This is a genomic window from Allobosea sp. 2KB_26 (assembly GCF_052115715.1).
GTDB lineage: Bacteria > Pseudomonadota > Alphaproteobacteria > Rhizobiales > Beijerinckiaceae > Allobosea.
Genome location: NZ_JBFRHE010000003.1, coordinates 222,103 through 243,165, shown reverse-complemented (window position 1 = coordinate 243,165; position 21,063 = coordinate 222,103). Strand labels below are relative to the sequence as shown.

The following is a 21,063-nucleotide window of genomic DNA, read 5'->3' as shown; positions in this document are numbered from 1 at the left end:
GTGTCCTCCCCGTGGTGATCAAGATTGTATTTTGGATATCCGTAACTCTTGTTTTTTAGATAATCAAGATATAATCAAAGCCGACATGCAAGGGAGGATCGTATGCCCGTGGACGCCAGGATCGTTGCGCTGAGCAGCGGCTCGCAGAGGCTGAATTATGTTCCGATCGCCGGGGCGGAAGGCATCGATCGCTTGCCGTTCTCGCTGCGGATCGTGCTGGAAAACCTGCTGCGGCAGCAGGTCGTCGAGGGACGCGACACCAGCGCCCAGGTCGACGCTTTGCTGAGGCGTGAGACCGGGGCTGCGCTGAACTTCAAGCCGACCCGGATCTTCGGTCAGGACATCCTGGCCAAGGTCATGCTGGTCGACATGGCCGCATTGCGCGATGCCCTGGCCGCGGCCGGGCGTGATCCCCGTCGCGTCAATCCGGCCGTTCCGGTCGACATCGTCGTCGACCACTCGCTTCAGGTCGATTATTTCGGCACGCGCGACGCCCCGCGGCTGAATCTCGACATGGAGTACCGCCGCAACGCGGAACGCTTCGCCTTCCTGCGCTGGTGCTCGGAGAGCTTCGACCGTGTCCGCGTGGTGCCGCCCGGCAAGGGCATCATGCACCAGCTCCATCTCGAGAAAATCGGTCAGGTCGTCTGGACGGAGGCGTTCGAGGGGGGCGTACTGGCCTCACCGGACACCTGCGTCGGCACCGATAGCCATACCCCGATGATCAACGGCCTCGGCATTCTCGGCTGGGGCGTCGGCGGGATCGAGGCCGAGGCCGTGATGCTGGGCAAGGGGGTCGTGATCGCCTTGCCGCGCGTGATCGGCGTTGAGGTCACGGGGCGCCTGCGCGACGGTGTCATGCCGACCGATCTCGTCCTGACGATCACCGAGCGCCTGCGCCAGGTCGGCGTCGTCGGAGAATTCGTGGAGTTCTTCGGCCCGGGCGTGGCGGCACTGTCGGTCGCCGACCGCGGAACCATCGCCAACATGGCGCCCGAATATGGCGCGACCGCCGTCTATTTCCCGATCGATCGGCGTTCGATCGAGTATCTCGCGATGACGGCCCGCCCGGCCGAGCATATCGCTTTGATCGAAGCCTATGCGCGCGCCCAAAAACTCTGGCGCGACGAGGCGACGCCCGCCCCGAGCTACGACCTCGTCGTCGATATCGATCTGGCCGAGATCGAGCCCTCCATGGCGGGACCGAAGAATCCGGAGGATCGCTTCGACCTCTCGGCGGCCGCGACCGCCTTCGCCGGACATTGCCGGGAGATCGCGGGGCACAGTCCCTCCGCCGAGCGCTTTCCGGTGTCGGGGACGGAGTTTGGGATCAGGGATGGCGACGTCGCCATTGCCGCGATCACCAGCTGCACGAACACCTCGAACCCCGTCGGCATGATCGCGGCCGGCCTCGTCGCCCGCAATGCCGTGCGCAGGGGGCTGACGTCAAAACCCTGGGTCAAGACCTCGCTTGCTCCCGGCAGCCATGTCGTCGCCGAAATCCTCGAACGCTGCGGTCTTCAGCGTGATTTCGACGCTCTCGGCTTCCAGGTCGTCGGCTTCGGCTGCACCACCTGCAATGGCGGTTCGGGCCCGCTTTCCCCTGCCATTGCCGATGCGATCGAGAAGGGCGGGGTGCTGGCGACCGCGGTCCTCTCCGGCAACCGCAACTTCCAGGGCCGGATCCACCCCAATGTCCGGGCGGCCTATCTCGCTTCACCGGCGCTCGTCGTCGCCTATGCGATCGCGGGATCGCTGACCATCGATCTCACCAGTGAGCCTCTCGGCACCGGTTCAAACGGCGAACCGGTCTTCCTTGCCGATATCTGGCCGAGCTCCGCCGAGATCGCTGCGCTGGTCGAGCGCGGCTATACGCCTGATGTGTTCGCGGAAAAATATCTCGACCTGTTCGATGGCGGCGAGCCCTGGGCCCGTCTGGCGACACGGCCATCGGCGCTGTTCGACTGGCAGGCCGACAGCACCTATGTGCGCCGGCCACCCTATTTCGAGGGGCTGAGTGCGGAGCCGTCGCGGCAGTTCGACATTTCCGGTGCGCGCCCGCTTGCGATCCTCGGTGACTCCATCACGACCGACGACATCTCGCCGTCCGGCGCCATCAGCCTTGGCACGCCGTCTGCGGATTTTCTGATCGCGCATGGCGTGAAGAAGGCCGATTTCAACAATTACACGACCAGGCGCGCGAACCATGACGTCGCGGTGCGGGCGACCTTCGCCAATATCCGCCTGCGCAACCGTATCGTTCCCGGAGTGGAGGGCGGCTTCACCCGGCTGATGCCCGAGGGCGAGCAGATGCGGATATTCGAGGCCGCACAGGACTATCTCAGGCGCGGCACGCCGCTCGTCGTCATCGCCGGGAAGAACTATGGCTGCGGCTCCTCGCGCGACTGGGCGGCGAAGGGCGTGGCCCTGCTTGGCGTCAAGGCGGTGATCGCCGAGGGGTTCGAACGCATCCACCGGACCAATCTCGTCGGCATGGGCGTGCTGCCGCTGCAGTTCCAGAACGGGATATCCGCGGAAACGCTTGGGCTCGACGGCACCGAGACTTTCGATATCGCAGGGCTCAACGGCGATTTCGCCGTCCGCGCTACCGTCACCTGCCGCATCACGCGCCAAACCGGCGAAACGCTCGATTGTCCCCTGACGATCCGGCTCGATACGCCGGAGGATATCGCCTATTGGCGCCATGGCGGCATTCTGCCCTTCGTCTGGCGTGACTATATGGGCGCCGACCTGCCGATCGCGAGGACCGCATGAGCCAGCATTTCATTCCCGCCGTGTTCTATCGGGGCGGAACCAGCAAGGGCGTCTTCTTCCGCGCGAGCGAGCTCCCCGCCGATCGAGACCAGTGCAGCGCGATCCTGCTCGCGGCGCTCGGCAGCCCGGACCCTTACGGCCGCCAGCTCGACGGGATGGGCGGCGGGATCTCCTCACTGTCGAAAGCGGTGATCATCGGCCCGTCCACGCATCCCGATGCCGATGTCGACTACACCTTCATTCAGATCGCGGTCGACGAACCGGTTGCCGACTGGAGCAATAATTGCGGCAACCTCTCCTCTGCCGTCGGGCATTTCGCGGTCGACGAGGGCCTTGTGCCGGCCTCCGACGGCGAGGTGCTGGTCCGCATCCACCAGACCAACACGAAAAAGCTGATCCACTCCCGCTTCCAGGTTCGCAGCGGGAAGGCCGAAACCGTGGGAGATTATGTCATTGCCGGCGTTGCCAGCGGGGCCTCGCGGATAAGGCTCGACTTCCTGGAGCCGGCCGGTGCGGTCACGGGAAAGCTCCTGCCGAGCGGGCGCGTTCTTGATCATGCCGACCTTGGCAGCGAGGGCCGTTTCGAGCTGTCGATCGTCGATGCCACCTCGCTGATCGTCTATGTCGACGCCGCGGCTCTTGGGTTCGACGGATCGGAGACGCCCGAGGAGATCGAGGCGCAGCCGGGCGTCATGGCCATTCTCGAAAAGCTGCGCCGCTATGCTGGCGTCATGATCGGACTGGGACCGACGCCTGATAGCATAGGGCTCCAGACGCCCCGCATCGCGATGGTGGCCGCGCCCAAGCCCTTCACCGGACTTGATGGCCAGCGTCATGGCGAGAATGCCTTTGACATCGCCACGCGCATGATCTCGATGCAGCGGGCGCACCGGGCCATTCCCGGAACCGGCGGCCTCAACCTCGGCGTGGCGACGCAGATTGAAGGAACCCTGCCCAACCGCTTGTCGCGCCCGGCCAACGCGGCAGGCGAGGTGAGGGTTGCCAATCCGTCCGGGCTGGTGTCGGTAGGTGCGGTTGTCCGGCATGCCGGCGATGGCTGGATGGCAGAGAGCGCTGTCCTGTTCCGCACGGCGCGCCGGCTGATGCAGGGCGAAATCGCGGTGCCCTTGTCGCTTGCCAGGTGAACGGCCAAGTGAATCGCAGGGGAATTGAATGACGGCTGCGCCGACGTCCCTCCAGATCAAGCTCGCCAACCAGATCCTGTCGCATGCGCGGCTGTCGGGCTGGCAGAGCGGCCATCACCTGACCGAGGATTCGCTGCTGCCGGTGCTGGGCGCCTCGCGTACGCCGATCCGCGCCGCGATGGCGCATCTGGCCGAGGCCGGCGTGCTGGAGAAGCGCCCGAACAAGGGGTTCTTTCTCAAGGACACGTCGGCAACGGCGGAGACCCAGCCGGCGACGGAGGGCGAGGATGACGACGCCGGCGTCTACCTCGCCATCGCCATGGACCGCTTGAACCAGGTTCTTCCCGACACGGTGAGCGAGAACGAGCTGATCCGCCGCTACGATCTCTCGCGGGCACGGTTGCGCAACGTGCTGGCGCGGATCGCGTCCGAGGGCTGGATCGAGCGCCGGCAAGGCCGGGGCTGGGCCTTCCAGCCCCTGATCGACACGATCGACGCCTATCGCGAGAACTACCGTTTCCGGCAGATGATGGAACCGACCGCCATGCGCTCCGAGGAGTTCGCGCCGGATCTGCCCCGCCTCGTCGCGCTGGCCGAGCAGCAGCGTTTCGTGCGCGACAGCGGCTATGGCAGCCTGAGCCAGGTCGAGCTGTTCGAGATCAATTCCACCTTCCACGAAACGCTGGCGGCGATGTCCGGCAATCGCTTCTTCGTGCAGACGCTGACGCGCCTCAACCATCTGCGCCGCCTGATCGAATATGGTCGCCCGCTCGATCGCGAGCGCGTGCGCCGTGTCTGCGACGAACATCTCGCGATCATTGCCCCACTGATGTCGGGCGACAAGGCGGCCGCTGCGACCGAGCTTGAACGACATCTCTCCGGAGCCGCGGAGGAAAAGGCGGTCGTCGGCGATCCCCCTTCGTCTGCGAATGGTCGTGCGAGATGAACCTGGCCAATACTCTCGCGCCGGGTGGCAAGCTGCGCGCCGCGATCAATCTCGGCAATCCCGTGCTGGCGCAGCGTTCGCCCGGCAGCGGCGAACTCGGTGGCATCAGCGTTACCTTGGCGCGGGAACTGGCCGGAACGCTCGGTATCGAACTCGCACTCCAGCCCTACGACTCGGCCGCTCGTGTCGTCGAAGCCTGCCAGGGCGGAGCCTGGGATATCGCCTTTCTGGCGATCGATCCGCAGCGCGCAACGCAGATTGCCTTCAGCGATCCCTATATCGTCATCGAGGGCGTTTTCGTCGTAAAGCGGGACGCTCCCTGGCAGCGCCCGAGCGAGCTCGATCGGCCCGGACATCGCATCGCGGTCGGCCGCGGCGCAGCCTACGATCTCCATCTCAGCCGGATGCTGCGCCACGCGGAGTTGATCGGCGTCCCGACCTCTGCCGAGGCCCTGCCGCATTTCGTGGAAGCAGGGCTGGACGCCGGCGCTGGCATCCGCCAGCCATCGCAGGTTTTCGTCGCGTCCCATCCGGGGCTTCGCCTCATCGATGAGCCCTTCATGGAGATCCGCCAGGCGATGGCGGTTCCGATCGCGCGGGCGAGCGTTGTGCCGGCGTTGTCGCGGTTCCTGCGCGTTGCGATCGAGCGCCCCGCGATCAAGGACGCGCTCGCGAGCCTTGCGACATCATAAGGCAGGCGCAGGCTCGCGATCGGAATAGCCCGGTCATCCCCGGCTCAACCGAGAAGCCCGGTCTCGCGGAGGATGGCCTTGATCGCTGCCGCTTCCTCGGCGTTGAGGGAGCGTTGCGGGCGGGCCATCGTGTTGGTGTCGATGATGCCGAGAAGCTGCATCGCCGTCTTGAACGCGCCGACGCCGGCCGAGCCGGCGCTGGTCCGGCCGAGCGAGATCCAGACCATCTCGAACAGCCGGCAGAGCCGTTCCTGCTCCTTGCGGGCCTCGTTCCATTTGCCTTCTCGAGCCAGCCGCCAGAGTTTGACGTAGCCCTTGGGGTCGACATTGGCGAGGCCGGGGACCACGCCCTGCGCGCCCATCAGCGCGGCGTTGTCGACAACGATTTCGGAGCCCGTCATCGCGAAGAAATCCGGCATGTCGGCGAGGTCCTGCCGGACGAAACGGAAATTGCCGTCGTCGCCGCTGGAATCCTTCAGGCCGGCCACGGTGCCTTCGCGGGCGAGCGTGACGGTCGTCTGGCGCTCCAGCTTGATATGGACGCAGACGGGGATGTCATAGGCGATCACCGGGCAGTCGACCGCCTCGCGCACATAGCGGAAATGGTCGATCGTCTCGGCCTGGTTGGTGCGGGTGTAGAACGGGGCGGTCACGACCAGCGCATCGGCGCCGGCCGATTGCGCCGCCTTTGCGTGCTGGATGACGCGGTCGGTCGTCGGGTCGATCACTCCGGCAAAGATCGGCACGCGGCCGTTATTGATCTTGACGGCATGCTCGATGATCCTGCGGCGTTCGTCATCGCCGTGGAAGACGACCTCGCTGGTCGATCCGAGCACGAAGAGCCCGTCGACGCCACCTTCGAGCAGATGCTCGATGACCCTGGTGAAGGAGGGGTAATCGACCCGAAAATCCTGTGTCAGCGGGGTGACGACCGGGGGAACCACACCGTGGAAACGTGCCATGGACCGAAGCTTTCTCTGCGTTGATCAGGTGATGTCGGCGCGCGGATCGAAGGCGTCGCGAAGTCCGTCTCCGATGAAATTGATGGCGAGCACGGTGGCGACCAGCGCGGCGCCCGCGGGCATCCATTGCCAGGGGTGCAGCTCCAGCACGACGGTCGAGCGGGCGGCCCTGAGCATGTTGCCCCAGCTCGCTTCGGGCGGGACGATGCCCATGCCGAGAAAGGAGAGGCCCGCTTCGAGCAGGATCGCGTTGGCCACCTGCACGGTGGCGTAGACCACGAGGATATCGAGCGAGTTCGGCAGGGCATGGCGCCATAGCAGGTGCCCGAGACCGGCGCCGAAGCCGCGGGAGGCGACGACGAAATCGCGTTCGCGCAGCTCGAGCAGGCGCGCCCGCACCATGCGCGACAGCACCGGCCAGGAGAGGAGCGAGATCACGAAGATCGTCGGCAGAATTCCCGTGCCGGTGATCGAGGCGAGCACCAGCAGCAGGATGACCGGCGGCAGCGTCATCGCGAGATCGACAAGGCGCATGATCATGCCGTCGAGGGCCCGCCCGCCAAAAGCGGCGACCGCGCCGACGACAAAACCGACGCAAAGCGAGATCGCGACCGAGACCGAGGCGATCAGCAGCGAGATCCGCCCACCCTGCAGCAGCCGGGCCAGCGTATCGCGGCCGACGCCGTCGGTGCCGAGCCAATGAGCCGCCGTCGGCCCGGAATTCAGCGCCCGCAGATCGATGCTGTTGGGCGCATGGCGCCACCAGAGCGGGTAGGTCAGCACGGCAAGCAGGACGGGCGCCAGGATGAGCAGTCCCGCGATCGCCGCGCGATTGCGAAGGAAGCGCCCGAGCGCGCGTCGCAGCGGGCTCCGGCTCCGGCTTCGCAGGGCGGCCGCACGCGCGGCGATCGGCGCATCCGCGTTCATCATCTCACCTGGATGCGCGGATCGACCACCGCATAGGCGAGGTCGGTCAGAAGGTTGACCAGGATGACGCCGGCGCCGATCAGCAGCGTCGCGCCCATGATCACGGGGTAGTCGCGGGTCTCGACGGCCTTGACCATCAGGAGCCCCATGCCCGGCCAGTCGAAGACGCTTTCGATGAATATCGCGCCGCCGATGGCGATGCCGATGGTCGAGCCGATCAGGGTGATGACGGGCAGGATGGCGTTGCGCAAGGCATGCCGGACGATGACCGCAAATTCGCCGACGCCCTTGGCCCGGGCCGTGCGCAGATAATCCTGGTTCAGCACCTCGATCATCGAGGAGCGCATGTAGCGCATGAACAGCGCGGAATAGACGACCGCCAGCAGCGAGGCGGGCAGGATGAGATGGGCCAGCAGGTCGGAAAGCGAGAAGGGCGCGCCCGGCGTCAGCATCCCGCCCGAGGGAGCCCAGCGCAGCACCACCGCAAAGGCATAGAGGCCGAGCAGGGCGTTGAGGAAGGCCGGCGTCGAGATCGTGACGAAGGCGACCAGGGCGAGCCCGATATCGATGGCGGAGTTGCGCTTGACCGCCCCAATGACGCCGGCCGCGATGCCCAGCACGATCGCCATGGCAAGGCCGGTCAGCATCAGCAGCAGGGTCGGCCCGGTGCGCTCGACCAGCAGCGGCAGCACACGCACGCCCGCCCTGTCGATGGAGTAGCCGAGATCGCCGGCGAGCGCCGCACTGAGCCAGGCGAGATATTGTACGGGCCAGGACCGGTCGAGGCCCAGCCGCTGGCGCAGCGCGTCCATCTCGGTCTGGCTCAGCGGCGCCAGCGGATTGAGATAGGCGTCGACCGGGTCGCCGGGGGCCAGGCGCAGCAGCACGAAGACCAGGATGCTGAGCGCGATCAGCATCATCAGGCCGGCGGCGAGCCGTTTCAGATAGAAGCCAAGCATGGGTCTGTCCGTCGTCGAAGGGACGAGGGAGGGCCTTTTCGGCCCTCCCGCCGGCTCAGGGCGCGATCGACCATTTCTCCGGCGTGGCCGCGAACGGCCCGCCTCCCGGCGCCGGCGTCCAGACGAAATCCTTGAGCTTGACCGAGGCGACGCCATAGCGATTGGCGACCCACATCGTGCCCCAGGGCAGGGTCTTGTTCATCACGGCGCAGACGTCCTGGTATTTCGTCGTCGCCTTGGCCTGGTCGGTCTCGGCGACGGCTGCGTTCAGCGCGGCATTGAGCTCGGGGATCTTGATCTGCAGGAAGTTCTGGCCGACGGGCGGGATCTGGCTCTCGTTCAGCCCGAGATTAAGCGTTCCGGGATCGGGGCCATTCTGCAAGCCGGCATAGACCAGCGGGAAATCGGCCGGGTTCGAAGTCCGGGACATGGCGATGGCGTTATAGCCGGCGGGATCCAGGGCGCGCGGCACGACATTGATGCCGACCTGGGCGAGCATGGACTGGACGGCGGCCATGACGTTGGCGGTCAGCGGGTTGTTGTAATAGGTCAGCCAGGTGATCGGCTTCGTGCCGTTGATCTTGTCCCAGCCCGCCTCCTTGAGCAGCTGGGTCGCCTTGGCCGGGTCGTAGGCATAGGCGTCGAGCCCCTTGGGGATCAGGCTGCCTTCGACATAGCCGCAATCAGCCTTCTTGGCGGCGCCCTTGTAGAGGCTGTCGATGATTGCGTTGCGGTCGATCGCGTGCATCACCGCCTGGCGCACGCGGATGTCGTTCCAGAGCGGCACCTGGTTGTTGAAGCCGATATAGTTGGCGACATAGGAGGCGCCTTCGATGACCGTGAAATCCTTGCTGCCCTTGAAGGTCGGGACGTCGTCGGACTCGATATAGGTGAACTGGATCTCGCCGGCCCGCAGCGCCGAGATCGCCGCGGCCGCATTGGCGAAGTAGCGGTTGATCAGGCGGTCGACCTTGGGCTTGCCGCCACGATAGCTCTCATGGGCGGCGAGCTCGACGAAGCGGTCGGTCTCGTAGCGCACGAATTTGAACGGGCCGGTGCCGATCGGCTTCGTCGACCAGAGCGCGTTCTTCGCCATGTCCTCCGGGGCGATCGCCGAAAGCGCATGCGCCGGCAGGATCATCATCTTGGTCAGGCTGACGATCAGCGCGTTGTCGGGCCTGGAGAGCCTGACGACGACGGTGCGCGGGTCCTTGACCTCGACGCTGTCGATGGCCGCCAGGCGCGCAGACAGCAGGCTCGCGGTCTTCGGGTTCTTGTTGAGCGCGATGGTGAACTTGACGTCGTCGGCGGTGAAGGCCTGGCCGTCATGCCAGGTCTCCTGCGCCAGCTTGAACGTGTAGCTCAGCTTGTCGTCGCTGATCTCCCAGCTCGTCGCCAAGGCCGGCACCAGCTTGGTCAGGCCGGCATCATAGGTCACCAGCGGCTCGAAATAGGTGCTCAGCCAAGTGTAGCCGGCCGGCGCCGTCATCGGGTTGAAATTGCCCTGCAGGCCACCGGGGCCGACATCGAAGCCGCCGGTGATCGTCTTCATCTGGGCGAAAGCCGGCGTCATCATCGTGCCGGCCAGCAACGCGGCGCCGATTAGCGCCCTACGATACGTCCTCATGATCATCGTAACCTCCCATCAGCTCGCCGCCTTGTTGGCTGCGATTATTTTTGAGATGCCGTGATAGTGGTGGTCGAGGCGCTCGCGCGCCGTCTCGGCGTCGCGTGTCGCGACGGCCTCGACGATCTCGTGGTGATCGCGCCAGGTTGCGACCGGATCGCGATTTTCGAGATTGATGAAATCCGAGGCTTTGACGAAGGCCTGCCAGAAAATGTCGAGCAGCTTCAGCAGCAGCTGGTTGTTCTGGCAACGGAACAAGGTGCGGTGGAAGCGCCGGTCCTCCTCGAGGAAGCTCTCGCCGGCATCGACCCTGGCCTTCATCTGCGCGGTGAGGGCGCGCAGCTCGGCGATGTCGTCGGCGCCGATCACCTGCACCGTCCTGCCGATCAGCGCGCCTTCCAGCGCGCGACGAATGGTCAGGAGCTCCTCGAAATCATCGAGCCTGCCGCGCAGGCCGAAGGCGAGGTTGTCGAGCAGCGGGGCGAAGGAGAAGTCGCTGACGAAGATGCCGATGCCGCGCCTGGTCTCGACGATGCCGACCGATTCCAGGGCCTTGACCGCCTCGCGCACCGAGTTGCGGCTGACGCCGAGCTGCTGGGCGAGGTCATTCTCCGGCGGAAGCTGGCTGCCCGGCGGCAGGCCGCTCTCGTCGATATAGGTCTTGACGCTTTCCAGCACGCAGACGTGCAGCGATTGCGGCTTTACCAGCGGCCTGATCGTCCGGGTCACGGCCTTCGACCTCATCCTGTGGCACCGGCCGTGCGCCACGCCCGAGAGCGCCGGCGGCTTCCGTCCGATTGTTGAACGATATCTACTTGTAGGATATCCGTGAAGTCAACAAGGCGGCGTGAGGGGAAACGACGATGGCCGGAAAGCTCGACCGGGCGGGCAGGTGGGGCGCGCTGCGCGGCAATTGGGCGACCTTGCTGCTGCCGATCGAGCCCGACGGGCGGATCGATCTGTCGCGGCTGGCCGACGAGATCGACGTGCTGATCGCCGCCCGGGTCGACGGCATCTATTCGAATGGCACGGCCGGGGAATGCCACAACCAGACCGAGGCCGAATTCGACGCGATCCAGCGCGTCCTGGCCGAGCGCTGCAGCCGCGCGAAAATGCCCTTCGTGATTGGCGCCTGCCAGCCCGATCCGAGCGTGGCGCTTGACCGGCTGAGCCGCGCCGTCGCGCATGCGCCGGACGGCATTCAGGTGATCCTGCCGGATTGGTGGCCGGTCAGCGATGCCGAAGCCGTGGACTTCCTGCAGATGGCGGCCGAGATGGCCAGCGACATCCCGCTCGTGCTCTACAACCCGCCGCATGCGAAGCGGGTCCTGTCGCCGGCCACGCTTGCGGCCGTGCTGAAGCAGGTGCCGCAGGTCGTCGGCATCAAGCTCGCCGATGGCAACGCGGACTGGTACGCCGAGGCGCAGGCGCATCTGGAGGATTGGGCGCTTTACCTGCCCGGCCACCATCTTGCGACCGGTGTCCAGGCCGGCGTCGCCGCCGGGGCCTTCTCCAATGTCGCCTGCCTCAGCCCGCGCGGTGCGCAAGATTGGACCGAGATGATGCTGAGCGATATCGGCGCGGCCTGCGAGATCGAGCAGCGCATCTGCGCCTTCATGGACGAGCATATCCTGCCGTTCCGGCGCGACCATGGCTATTCCAACGCCGCGCTCGACAAGCTGCTCGCCGCCATCGGCAATTGGGCGCCCGTCGGCCCGCGCCTGCGCCGGCCCTATCGCTGGATCGATGCGGCCGAGGCGGAGCGGCTGAGGCAGATCGCCCGGCACATGATGCCCGAGATCATGGACGCGTCCTGAACCCAACCATGCCCTGACCGGCAACGAAGCGAGGGAGTGCCATGCCTAGGATTACCGGGGTTCGCTGCGTCCTGCTGAGTTCGCCCTATGCCGATGCCGATGAGCGCGAGATCAGGGTCTGTTTCCCGAACGGGCCGAAGCGCACGATCGGCATGGTCGAGGTGACGCTGGACAATGGCGTGACCGGCCTCGGCGAAGGCTATATCGCCGTGTTCGCGCCGCTGGTCTTCCAGGCGATCGTCGATCTCTGCACGCCGCTGATGCTGGGCAAGGATGGCTTCGACATTCCGCGCCGGGTCAGGGACCTGCGCTCGCTCTGCGATTACTGGTCGCTCCAGGGCGCGGCGCGCCATGTCATCAGCGCGTTCGAGACCGCCTTGCAGGACGCGAGGGGCAAGAGCCTCGGCCTGCCCGTCCATGAACTGCTCGGCGGCGCCCAATGCGATGCCATCCCAATCTATGGCAGCGGCGGCTGCTGTGACGCGAGGCCCCAGTTCATCCGAGAGCTTGACGCCCTCGGTACTAAGGGCATCCGGATCTACAAGATCCGCTCGCTCAAGGCCGACATCTGGCGGACCATCTGGGTGCTGAAGGAGGCGGCCAGGCGGGGCATCCGGGTCGGCGTCGACATGTGCCAGAACCTGGCCGATCCGCCGCAGCCGGTGGACGATGTCGTTGCCTTCGTCGAGGCGGTGCATGCCGGGACGGCTGAGCGCATGCTGTTCCTCGAAGAGGCCGTCGGCCCCGACAGCCCCGAGGCCTTTCGCGAGCTGCGCCGGCGCATCGACGTTCCCGTCTGCGGCGGCGAGATCATCACGACGCCGAAGGAGATGATCGAGCGCATGCGCGCCGGCTCCTATGCCTTCGTCCAGCCCGATGCCTCGGTGATCGGCGGTATCAGCGCGGTGATGGAGATTTTTGCCGCCGCAGATGAACTCCCGATCGATGTGGTCGTGCACGCCTGGGGCGGAGCAGCTGCGATCATGGCGAATTACCACGCGGCCTTTGCCGGCGGCGGCAAGCTGGTGGAATTCCCCATGCTCGATTTCCCGCTCGGCCGGGAGATGATCGGCGATCAGGGCCGGATCAAGGATGGTCGGCTCCTGCTCCCCACCGCGCCCGGCCTCGGCCTGACGCTGACGCCGGAGATCGAGGCGCGCTATCCCTTCGACGAGAACGCCGTCTATAGCTGCGTCCTGAAGGAGTGGGGCCCACCACCGGACGAGGACTGGAAAGACTGAGGCGCGGCGGGTGGGTTCGCTTGATGCTAGGCGTCATCTCCCAGGCCCATCTGCGGCAAGCAGGCTTTTCCTCCGGCAGCGACCAGGTCCGGCCATGGCCCCTTCCGCAAGCTGTGGGGCCAAGGCCGTCAATGCGCGCCCGCGCTGACGAAGTTGCGCAGCTCCGGCGTCTGCGGGTTGGAGAAGAGCTCCCGTGACGGCCCGCTCTCCCAGATCTTGCCCTGATGCATGAAGATCGTCGTGCTGGCGACGTTGCGGGCGAAGTTCATCTCGTGGGTGACGAGCAGCATGGTCATGCCGCCCTTGGCGAGCTTTTCCATCACCAGCAGAACCTCGCCGGTCAGTTCCGGATCGAGCGCGGAGGTCACCTCGTCGAACAGCATCACCTTCGGCCGCATCGCAAGCGAACGGGCGATGGCGACACGCTGCTGCTGCCCCCCGGAGAGATTGTCGGGATAGCTGTCGAATTTCTCGGACAGGCCGACTTGCGTGAGCACCTCGCGCGCCAGCGTCTCGGCCTGGGCCTGGGGCACATTCTGCGTGATCCGCGGCGAGAGCATGATGTTCTGGGAGACGGTCAGGTGCGGGAACAGGTTGTAGCTCTGGAAGACGATGCCGACATCCTTGCGCAATTCGCGCAAGTGTTTTGGATCCTGGTCGACGACATGTCCGGCGACCTCGATGCGGCCGGACTGGATCGCCTCCAGCCCGTTGATACAGCGCAGCAGCGTGCTCTTGCCCGAGCCGGAGCGGCCGATCAGGGCGACGACCTGCCCGGATTCGACGTTGAGGGAGACGCCCCTGAGAACCTCGAGGTTGCCGAAGCGCTTATGGACGTCGTCAATGAGAACGGCTGGCATTCATCACCTGTTCGAGATGGCGGCTGAGCCGGGACAAGGGGAAGCAGATCGCGAAATAGATCAGCGCGACCAGCGTGAAGATCTGGAAAGGCTGGAAGGTCGCGTTGTTGACGAGCTGGCCGGCGCGCGAGAGTTCGACGAAGCCGACGACCGAGACGATCGAGGTGTTCTTCACGAGCTGGACGAGAAAGCCGACGGTGGGCGGCAGCGAGATGCGGATCGCCTGCGGCAGGATGATGTAGCGGAATTGCTGGCCGCGCGTCAGCGCCAGCGAGGCCGAGGCCTCCCATTGCTGGAAGGGGACGGACTGGATCGAGCCGCGCCAGATCTCGGCCAGATAGGCCGAGACATAGATCGAGAGCGAGGCAGCAGCCGCCAGGAAGGGCGGCAGTTCCACGCCCATCGCCGAGAGCCCGTAATAGCTCATGAACAGAACCATCAGCACCGGGATCGACTGGATGACCAGGATGTAGCCGGCGGCGAAGCGGCGCAGCGCGGCGACCTGCGAGAGCCGCATGATCGCGAAGACGCCGCCGATCAGCCCGCCGAGGATGAAGGCGACGCTGGTCAGCACCAGCGTCCAGCCGGCGGCGCGCAGGATGAAAAGCGCTTCGGGGAGGCCGAATGTTGTCATCAGGCTGCCTCCGCCTTGGCATCGACGCGGGCGAGCCCGGAGACCGGCGCGAAGAGCCGCTGGCCGAGCCAGAGCAGGAAGACCTTCAGGCTCAGCGCCAGGAGCAGGTAGATCACGGTGACGATGATGTAGGTCTCGAAACTGCGGAAGGTCCGCTGCTCGATGATGGCCGCGGCGCCCGAGAGTTCCTGCACCGAGATGAAGGAGCAGATGCTCGATGCCAGCATCATCAGCACGAACTGGCTCGACAGCGCCGGCCAGACCCGGGCGAAGGCCGGTTGCAGCACGACGTACTGGAAGACCTGGCGCTTGCTGAGCGCGAGCGAAAGGCCGGCCTCGAGCTGCGATTTGTGAATGGAGTCGACGCCGGCGCGGATGATCTCCGTCGCATAGGCGGCAAGGTTGAGTGTCATGGCCAAGAGGGCGGCCTGGGTGCCCGACATGCGGATGCCGACCAGCGGCAGGCCGAAGAAGATCATGAAGAGCTGCACCAGGAACGGTGTGTTGCGCATCAGCTCGACATAGCAATCGACGGCAATGCCGGCCCAGCGGCCCGCCAGTGTGCGCAGCGCGACAAGCAGCACCGCGAAGATCAGGCCCAGCACGATCGCGCTGGCAGACAGGCCGATCGTCAGCATGATCCCGTCAAGGATGATGTCGGTTTCGGCGAGGACGGATTCGAACTGGAGCGACATGATCCCTCGTCAGTCTGGCGCGAGGCCCCGCCGCGCAGGATCTGCGCAGCGGGAACGATGCGAAACGGATCAGAAGGTTGGCAACTGCGGCAGAGGACCGCCGACCCACTTCTCGGAGATCGCGTTCAGTTCGCCGTTCTGCTTGATGTAGTAGATCATGTTGTTGAGCCACTGCTTCAACTCATAAGCGTCCTTACGGACGGTCATCGAGTTCGGTTGCATGCCGAAGACGAACTTGAGCTCGGTGTCGGTTTCGCCACGCGCCTTGATCGCGGCGTTCGCCTGGGCGTCGGGGCCGGCGATGGCCTCGACCTGTCCGGAGAACAGCGCCTGCATCGTGGTCGCGTCATCCTCGAAGCGCAGAATCGTGAGGTTGAGTTCCTTCTCGCGATTGGTGAATTCCCGCTCGACGCTGGAGCCGCGGTTGACGCCGACCTTGCGGCCCTTGAGATCGGCCCAGTCTTTGATGGGCGTGCCCTTCTTGGCGTAGATCCCTGTCTGGAAGGCGCTGTAGGGGATGGTGAACATCACCGCTTTGGCGCGTTCCGGTGTCGGCGCCAGCGTCGCGACGAGGAAGTCGACCTTGCCGGCCTCGAGCGCGGGAATGCGGGCCGGCGGCGTCAGCTGGACGATCTCGACGGGCAGTCCCAGATATTTGCCGATCAGGGCGGTGACATCGGCATCATAGCCGATCGCGTTGCCTTGCGAGTCGACGGAGCCATAGGGCGGCGCGCCGATCAGCACGCCGACGCGGACCTTGCCGCGCTTGATGATATCCGTGACCGACTGGGCCGACGCATGACCGGCCGCGAGCGTGCCGGCGCCGAGCGCGAGCAGCATCCCGATCATTCTGAGATTCTTGAACAGGCTCATGGTGCGTTTCCTTGTTGCGATCTGCTTCGTTGGCGACCGGCTTCGATGCGTCCGGTTCGTTGAGAGGTGAGCAGGCGTGGTCGTTCAGGCAGTCTGGCGCGCCTCCCGTACGAGATTGACGAGGGGTTCCCCGGCGAAGCTGCGCTTGATGTTATCGGCGATGGTCTGCTGGCGGCGCCGGATCGTCCCGCTCGTCCAGCCCGACATATGCGGGGTCATCACGATATTCGGCAGCTCGTGAAAAGGCAGCTCGGAGGGCAGCGGATTGGCAGAGGCCGGGCCCGGGTACCGATACCAGGTGTCGATCACCGCCCCGCCGATGCGCTTGCCCTTCAGGGCCTCGAACAGCGCCGTCTCGTCGATCGTCGGGCCGCGCCCGACATTGAAGATCAGCGCGTCGCGGCGCATCGCCGCGAAGGCGGCGGTGCCGACGAGGCCATTCGTTTCCGGCGTCAGCGGCACGGAGACCACGATGGCGTCCGCCGAGCCCCAGAATTCCTCCAGCCGATCGAGCGTGAAGGCGCGATCGACGAGATCGGAGACCGGGACAGCGCTGCGATTGGCGACATGGACCTTCATCTCGAAGGCCTTGGCGCGCCGCGCGATCGCCTTGCCGATATGGCCGAAGCCGAGCAGGCCGATCGTCTTGCCGGCGATCTCGCCATGGATGCGCGCAGGCGAGCCCGCCCAATACGCCCAATCGCCGCGGCGCAGCTTCGCGTCGGCATCCGCCAGAGGGATATGCCGGGCCAGCAGCGCGCTCATGACATATTCCGCGATCGCCTGCTCGTGGCCGAAGCAGTTGCAGACATTGGCGGGAGCCGGCAGCAAGGCCAGATCGACCGCGTCATAGCCGGCGCCAGGCACGTGGAAGAGCTTGAGCCCTGACGGGATCGGCAGGCTGGCATCGAACTTCACGCCGATGATGACATCCGCCTGCGCATAGGCCTGCTGGTCGGCGCCGATGCCGAGCCCGTCCGGCAGGATGCGAATATCGGCTCCCGGGCTGACGAGTTCGGCAAAGCCGGAGCTGAAGGAGGCGGCGTTCTCGCCATGAAAGATGATGCGCATGGGGTCCACTGGCCTGTTGCGTTTCAGGCGCCGAGCAGGGGCTCGACGCTGCAATCGAGTAAAGAAGGGTCGATGCGGGCCTCCATCTCGTCGAACATGCTGTCGACGAACTCGATCAGCGCGTCGGAAGCCGCGACCGCGCGTTCGGCATGGCGGGTCGCGATCGCATTCAGCACGGCGAGATGGTGGTCGATCGTGCCGTCGAGCGTGGTCTTCTCGGCCATGTAGCTGTGGTAGATGAAGCCGATGCGCCGGAAGATGGTGTGCAGCGGGCGCAGCGTATGTTCGAGGAACGGCTCGCCGGCGGCGGCCAGCACCATCTGGTCGATCCTGCGATCGAGCGCATTGAACTCGGCGAGCGTCAGCCCGTCGCGCTTCTCTCGGAGCAGGCGTTCCATGTGCAGCATCTGGTTGCGATGCGAGGGGCCGGCGCGTTCTGCCGCGAGCCGGATAACGAAGCGCTCGATGTCGCGGCGCAGATGCAGCAGCACGCGTTCACGAGCGAGGTCGATCGGCGCGATCTGCAGGCCATGGCGCGGGCGGATGATGATCAGCGTGTCGGCGGCGAGACGGTTGACGGCATGATGCACCGGGGTGCGGCCGAAACCGGTCAGGTCCTGCAGGTCCTGCATGGCGAGGAATCGGCCGGGCGCCAGCTCGCATTTGACGAGCAATTCCTCGATCCGGTGATAGGCGAGTTCGAAGAGATTGATGCGATTGCGCCGCGGCGGCGCGCTCGTCTCACCCTCTGCGACCAGCCGCGGGCGGCTTGGGCGCTTGGCCATGTCCCGTCTCCTCAGTCGTGGAACTCGTTGAACGGATCCATCTTGGCGTCGACCATAAACATGTTGTGATATTTTACAAGCGCTCCTATGGTCGCCTCGTTTCGAGGGGGCGAGGCCGTCATCGGGCTCGTCTGTTTCGCACTCAACCAAGGCGTTCCCCGGCTGCAAACCCGGTGAAGAACGCCAGCCGCCAGGGAGGCAGGCCGTGAAGATCACCGCCATCGAGACATTGCGGACCGAGGAATTCGCCAATGTCCTGTGGGTTCGCGTGCATACCGATGCGGGCATCATCGGTCTCGGCGAGACCTTCTATGGGGCAGGGGCCGTCGAGGCGCATCTGCACGACACGCTCGCCATGCGGCTGCTCGGAAAGAACCCGCTGCATATCGAGGCGCTGCACAGGGAGATGACGAACCTGCCGATGGCGCAGGCCTCGACCGGCGTCGAGTCGCGCGCGACCTCGGCGGTCGATATCGCGTTGTGGGATGTCTTCGGAAAGGTTTGCGGCCAGCCGGTGCACCAGATGCTCGGCGGCCTCTGCCGTGACAAGCAGCGCATCTACAATACCTGCGCGGGCTACAAATATGTCCGCTCGCAGAACATCAAGCCGGTCTCGACCTGGAATCTGGGGGATGCATCAGGTCCCTATGAGGACCTCGACGGCTTCATGAACCGTGCCGATGCCGTCGCCGAGAGCCTGCTCGAAAGCGGCATCACGGCCATGAAGATCTGGCCCTTCGACCCGCCAGCGATCGAAAATCAGGGGCTTTTCATCAGCCCCGACCAGATGCGGAAGGCGATCGAGCCGTTTGAGAAGATCCGCAAGGCGGTCGGCGACAAGATCGAGATCATGGTCGAGTTCCATTCGCTCTGGAACCTGCCGACCGCGATCAAGATCGCCCGTGCGCTCGAACCCTACAGCCCGACCTGGTACGAGGATCCGATCCGGATGAACTCGCCGCAGGCGCTGGCCGAATTCGCCCGTTCGACCACGGTTTCGGTCTGCGCCAGCGAGACGCTGGGCTCGCGTTTCCCCTACAAGGACATGCTCGACCACGACGCCATGCACATTGTCATGGCCGACCTGTGCTGGACCGGGGGGCTGACCGAAGGGCGCAAGATCGCCGCCATGGCGGAGACCTATCACCGCCCCTTCGCCCCGCATGACTGCATCGGCCCGGTCGGCTTCATCGCCGCGATCCATGCCTCCTTCAGCCAGCCCAACACGCTGATCCAGGAATCGGTGCGGGCTTTCTATACCGGCTGGTACAAGGAACTCGTCGACACCATGCCGGTGATCAAGGACGGTTATGTCCTGCCGATGGAAGGGCCGGGGCTCGGCGTCGAACTCCTGCCCGCCGTCTTCGAGCGCGCGGACCTCACCGTTCGCCGTTCCAGCCTGTAAGGTCGCTGCCCATGACCAACCCTCTTTTCGACCTCACCGGCAAGACCGCGCTGGTGACAGGCTCTTCGCGTGGGCTTGGCCGCGCCATGGCGGAAGGGCTGGCCGTTGCAGGTGCCCGCATCCTGATCAACGGCACGGACCCCGAGCGCGTCGCACAGGCCGTTGCGGAGTTCCGGGCGGCGGGCCACCAGGCGGATGCGGCGCCATTCGACGTGACCAATGAGCCCGAGATCCTGCGGGCCTTCGAGGGCTTCGATGCCGCAGGCATCGCAGTCGATATCCTCGTCAACAATGCCGGCATCCAGTTCCGCAAGCCGATGGTCGAGCTGGCCACTGCGGACTGGCAGCGCGTCATCGACACCAACCTGACCTCGGCCTTCATGATCGGGCGCGAGGCGGCCAAGCGCATGATCGCGCGCGGTCATGGCAAGGTCGTCAATATCGGGTCTCTGACGAGCGAACTCGCCCGCGCGACGGTCGCGCCCTATACGGTTGCCAAGGGCGGCATCAAGATGCTGACGCGGGCCATGGCGGCCGAATGGGCCGAGCATGGCATCCAGGCTAATGCGATCGGCCCAGGCTACATGATCACCGACATGAACCAGGCCCTGATCGAGAACCCGAGCTTTGACGCCTGGGTCAAGGGCCGCACGCCGGCCAGGCGTTGGGGCAAGCCGGAGGAGCTTGTCGGGGCTGCCGTGTTTCTGTCCTCATCGGCATCGGACTACGTCAACGGCCAGATCATCTATGTCGATGGTGGGATGTCCTCGGTTCTGTGATTGACTCCAAGCGTCTGCCCCGCCGCTTCAATCCGGTGCCAGGTTCAGCGCAGCGCGCGCCTCGGCGGGCGTGGCCGGTCGGCGGCCGTGGCGGCCGATCAGTTCGACAGCCAGTGTGACCAGCTCGGCATTGCCGCTCGCGAGCCGGTCCTTGCTGATGCGGATATTGTCCTCCAGCCCGGTGCGGACCGCGTCCGCGCCGCGGGCGAGCGCCCAGTCCATTACGCGCATCTGGTCGCGCCCGATGCCGGCGGCCGTCCAGGTCGCGCCGGGAATGAGCCGCCTGGTCTCGGTGAGCAGGATGTCGAGCAACACCTCGTCGGCCGGCATCGCATTCCTGACGCCCATCACGAACTGGATATGCGGGCGCGGTCCGATCCGCCCCTCCGCGATCAGGCGGCGCGCGGCGTGGATATGCGAGAGGTCGAAGATCTCGATCTCGGGCGCGATCCGATGCTCCTGCATCCGCGCCGCGAGATCGTTCACCAGGCTCGTCGGGTTCTCGTAGACGATCGTCGGAAAGTTCACCGAGCCGGTCGAAAGCGAGGCCATGTCCGGGCGATGCACGAGGCTCAGGCCGCGCGCCGCCGGGTCGCGTCCGCGGCCGCCGGTCGAGAACTGAATGATCATGCCCGGGCAGGCCTGGCGAATGCCCTGCTGCACCTCAGCGAAGCGCTTCGGATCGGAGGAGGGGCTCTCGTCGTCATGGCGGACATGGATATGGACGAGACTGGCGCCCGCCTCGAAGGCGGCGCGGGTCGAGGCGATCTGCTCGGCCGGCAGCACGGGCAGGTTCGGGTTGTCCTTCTTGCGCGACACGGAGCCGGTGATGGCGACCGCCACCACGACGGGGCGCGTGGTCATGGCGTC

20 protein-coding genes are annotated in these 21,063 nt (G+C 65.7%); 8 read left to right on the top strand and 12 right to left on the bottom strand.

The window, feature by feature from the left end; all coding sequences use genetic code 11:
- Positions 1 to 102: 102 nt before the first annotated feature.
- From acnA to AB4099_RS11895, 4 genes are read left to right on the top strand one after another with little or no spacing between them, the layout of a single operon-like run.
- Complete coding sequence (acnA, locus tag AB4099_RS11910; RefSeq protein WP_441478248.1) at positions 103 to 2,775, top strand: aconitate hydratase AcnA; 2,673 nt, start codon at positions 103 to 105, stop codon at positions 2,773 to 2,775.
- Entirely contained in the window at positions 2,772 to 3,920 is a 1,149-nt protein-coding gene (locus tag AB4099_RS11905) for a 2-methylaconitate cis-trans isomerase PrpF family protein (protein WP_441478247.1), read from the top strand. The genes acnA and AB4099_RS11905 overlap by 4 nt, the downstream gene beginning before the upstream one ends.
- A gap of 28 nt (positions 3,921 to 3,948) precedes the next feature.
- A complete protein-coding gene (locus AB4099_RS11900) occupies positions 3,949 to 4,866 on the top strand; it encodes a GntR family transcriptional regulator (RefSeq protein WP_441478246.1) in 918 nt (305 codons plus the stop codon).
- Positions 4,863 to 5,558, top strand: a complete 696-nt coding sequence (locus AB4099_RS11895) for a transporter substrate-binding domain-containing protein (RefSeq protein WP_441478245.1) — start codon at positions 4,863 to 4,865, stop codon at positions 5,556 to 5,558. Before AB4099_RS11900 ends, AB4099_RS11895 begins: the two co-directional genes overlap by 4 nt.
- Positions 5,559 to 5,602: 44 nt before the next feature.
- Here AB4099_RS11895 and AB4099_RS11890 read toward each other — a convergent pair whose 3' ends face one another.
- The 5 genes from AB4099_RS11890 to AB4099_RS11870 are packed head-to-tail and all read right to left on the bottom strand — an operon-like array spanning position 5,603 to position 10,762.
- Positions 5,603 to 6,520 carry a dihydrodipicolinate synthase family protein gene (locus AB4099_RS11890; RefSeq protein WP_441478244.1) on the bottom strand — a complete coding sequence of 306 codons (918 nt, stop codon included), beginning with the start codon at positions 6,518 to 6,520 and terminating at the stop codon, positions 5,603 to 5,605.
- Between the two features lie 24 nt (positions 6,521 to 6,544).
- Complete coding sequence (locus AB4099_RS11885; protein WP_441478243.1) at positions 6,545 to 7,447, bottom strand: ABC transporter permease; 903 nt, start codon at positions 7,445 to 7,447, stop codon at positions 6,545 to 6,547.
- Positions 7,447 to 8,406 (bottom strand): ABC transporter permease, encoded by a 960-nt coding sequence (locus AB4099_RS11880; RefSeq protein WP_441478242.1) that lies wholly within the window; start codon positions 8,404 to 8,406, stop codon positions 7,447 to 7,449. The genes AB4099_RS11885 and AB4099_RS11880 overlap by 1 nt, the downstream gene beginning before the upstream one ends.
- A gap of 55 nt (positions 8,407 to 8,461) precedes the next feature.
- The gene (locus AB4099_RS11875; RefSeq protein WP_441478459.1) at positions 8,462 to 10,036 is read right to left on the bottom strand and encodes an ABC transporter substrate-binding protein; all 1,575 of its coding nucleotides are present in this window, start codon (positions 10,034 to 10,036) and stop codon (positions 8,462 to 8,464) included.
- A 15-nt stretch (positions 10,037 to 10,051) separates the two neighbouring features.
- Positions 10,052 to 10,762 (bottom strand): FadR/GntR family transcriptional regulator, encoded by a 711-nt coding sequence (locus tag AB4099_RS11870; protein WP_441478241.1) that lies wholly within the window; start codon positions 10,760 to 10,762, stop codon positions 10,052 to 10,054.
- Between the two features lie 134 nt (positions 10,763 to 10,896).
- Between AB4099_RS11870 and AB4099_RS11865 the strand changes: the two genes are divergently transcribed.
- Both AB4099_RS11865 and AB4099_RS11860 read left to right on the top strand, forming a co-directional pair.
- The gene (locus AB4099_RS11865) at positions 10,897 to 11,850 is read left to right on the top strand and encodes a dihydrodipicolinate synthase family protein (RefSeq protein ID WP_441478240.1); all 954 of its coding nucleotides are present in this window, start codon (positions 10,897 to 10,899) and stop codon (positions 11,848 to 11,850) included.
- A gap of 41 nt (positions 11,851 to 11,891) precedes the next feature.
- Positions 11,892 to 13,091 (top strand): mandelate racemase/muconate lactonizing enzyme family protein, encoded by a 1,200-nt coding sequence (locus tag AB4099_RS11860; RefSeq protein ID WP_441478239.1) that lies wholly within the window; start codon positions 11,892 to 11,894, stop codon positions 13,089 to 13,091.
- Between the two features lie 128 nt (positions 13,092 to 13,219).
- Here AB4099_RS11860 and AB4099_RS11855 read toward each other — a convergent pair whose 3' ends face one another.
- The 6 genes from AB4099_RS11855 to AB4099_RS11830 form a co-directional block, all read right to left on the bottom strand.
- A complete protein-coding gene (locus tag AB4099_RS11855) occupies positions 13,220 to 13,951 on the bottom strand; it encodes an amino acid ABC transporter ATP-binding protein (RefSeq protein WP_441478238.1) in 732 nt (243 codons plus the stop codon).
- Positions 13,932 to 14,585 (bottom strand): amino acid ABC transporter permease, encoded by a 654-nt coding sequence (locus AB4099_RS11850; RefSeq protein WP_441478237.1) that lies wholly within the window; start codon positions 14,583 to 14,585, stop codon positions 13,932 to 13,934. The genes AB4099_RS11855 and AB4099_RS11850 overlap by 20 nt, the downstream gene beginning before the upstream one ends.
- Positions 14,585 to 15,280 (bottom strand): amino acid ABC transporter permease, encoded by a 696-nt coding sequence (locus tag AB4099_RS11845; RefSeq protein WP_441478236.1) that lies wholly within the window; start codon positions 15,278 to 15,280, stop codon positions 14,585 to 14,587. Before AB4099_RS11845 ends, AB4099_RS11850 begins: the two co-directional genes overlap by 1 nt.
- 69 nt (positions 15,281 to 15,349) lie before the next feature.
- Positions 15,350 to 16,153, bottom strand: a complete 804-nt coding sequence (locus AB4099_RS11840) for a transporter substrate-binding domain-containing protein (RefSeq protein ID WP_441478235.1) — start codon at positions 16,151 to 16,153, stop codon at positions 15,350 to 15,352.
- 84 nt (positions 16,154 to 16,237) lie between these two features.
- The gene (locus AB4099_RS11835) at positions 16,238 to 17,224 is read right to left on the bottom strand and encodes a 2-hydroxyacid dehydrogenase (RefSeq protein WP_441478234.1); all 987 of its coding nucleotides are present in this window, start codon (positions 17,222 to 17,224) and stop codon (positions 16,238 to 16,240) included.
- A gap of 23 nt (positions 17,225 to 17,247) precedes the next feature.
- On the bottom strand, positions 17,248 to 18,009 hold the full coding sequence (locus AB4099_RS11830) for a GntR family transcriptional regulator (protein ID WP_441478233.1): 762 nt from the start codon (positions 18,007 to 18,009) through the stop codon (positions 17,248 to 17,250).
- 205 nt (positions 18,010 to 18,214) lie between these two features.
- On the opposite strand from AB4099_RS11830, the gene AB4099_RS11825 reads away from it, so the two are divergent.
- The gene (locus AB4099_RS11825) at positions 18,215 to 19,414 is read left to right on the top strand and encodes a mandelate racemase/muconate lactonizing enzyme family protein (protein WP_441478232.1); all 1,200 of its coding nucleotides are present in this window, start codon (positions 18,215 to 18,217) and stop codon (positions 19,412 to 19,414) included.
- An 11-nt stretch (positions 19,415 to 19,425) separates the two neighbouring features.
- On the top strand, positions 19,426 to 20,193 hold the full coding sequence (locus AB4099_RS11820) for an SDR family oxidoreductase (protein ID WP_441478231.1): 768 nt from the start codon (positions 19,426 to 19,428) through the stop codon (positions 20,191 to 20,193).
- 27 nt (positions 20,194 to 20,220) lie between these two features.
- On the opposite strand, the gene AB4099_RS11815 is transcribed toward AB4099_RS11820, so the two are convergent.
- Positions 20,221 to 21,057 (bottom strand): 3-oxoadipate:acetyl-CoA acetyltransferase, encoded by an 837-nt coding sequence (locus AB4099_RS11815; protein ID WP_441478230.1) that lies wholly within the window; start codon positions 21,055 to 21,057, stop codon positions 20,221 to 20,223.
- Between the last annotated feature and the right edge of the window lie 6 nt (positions 21,058 to 21,063).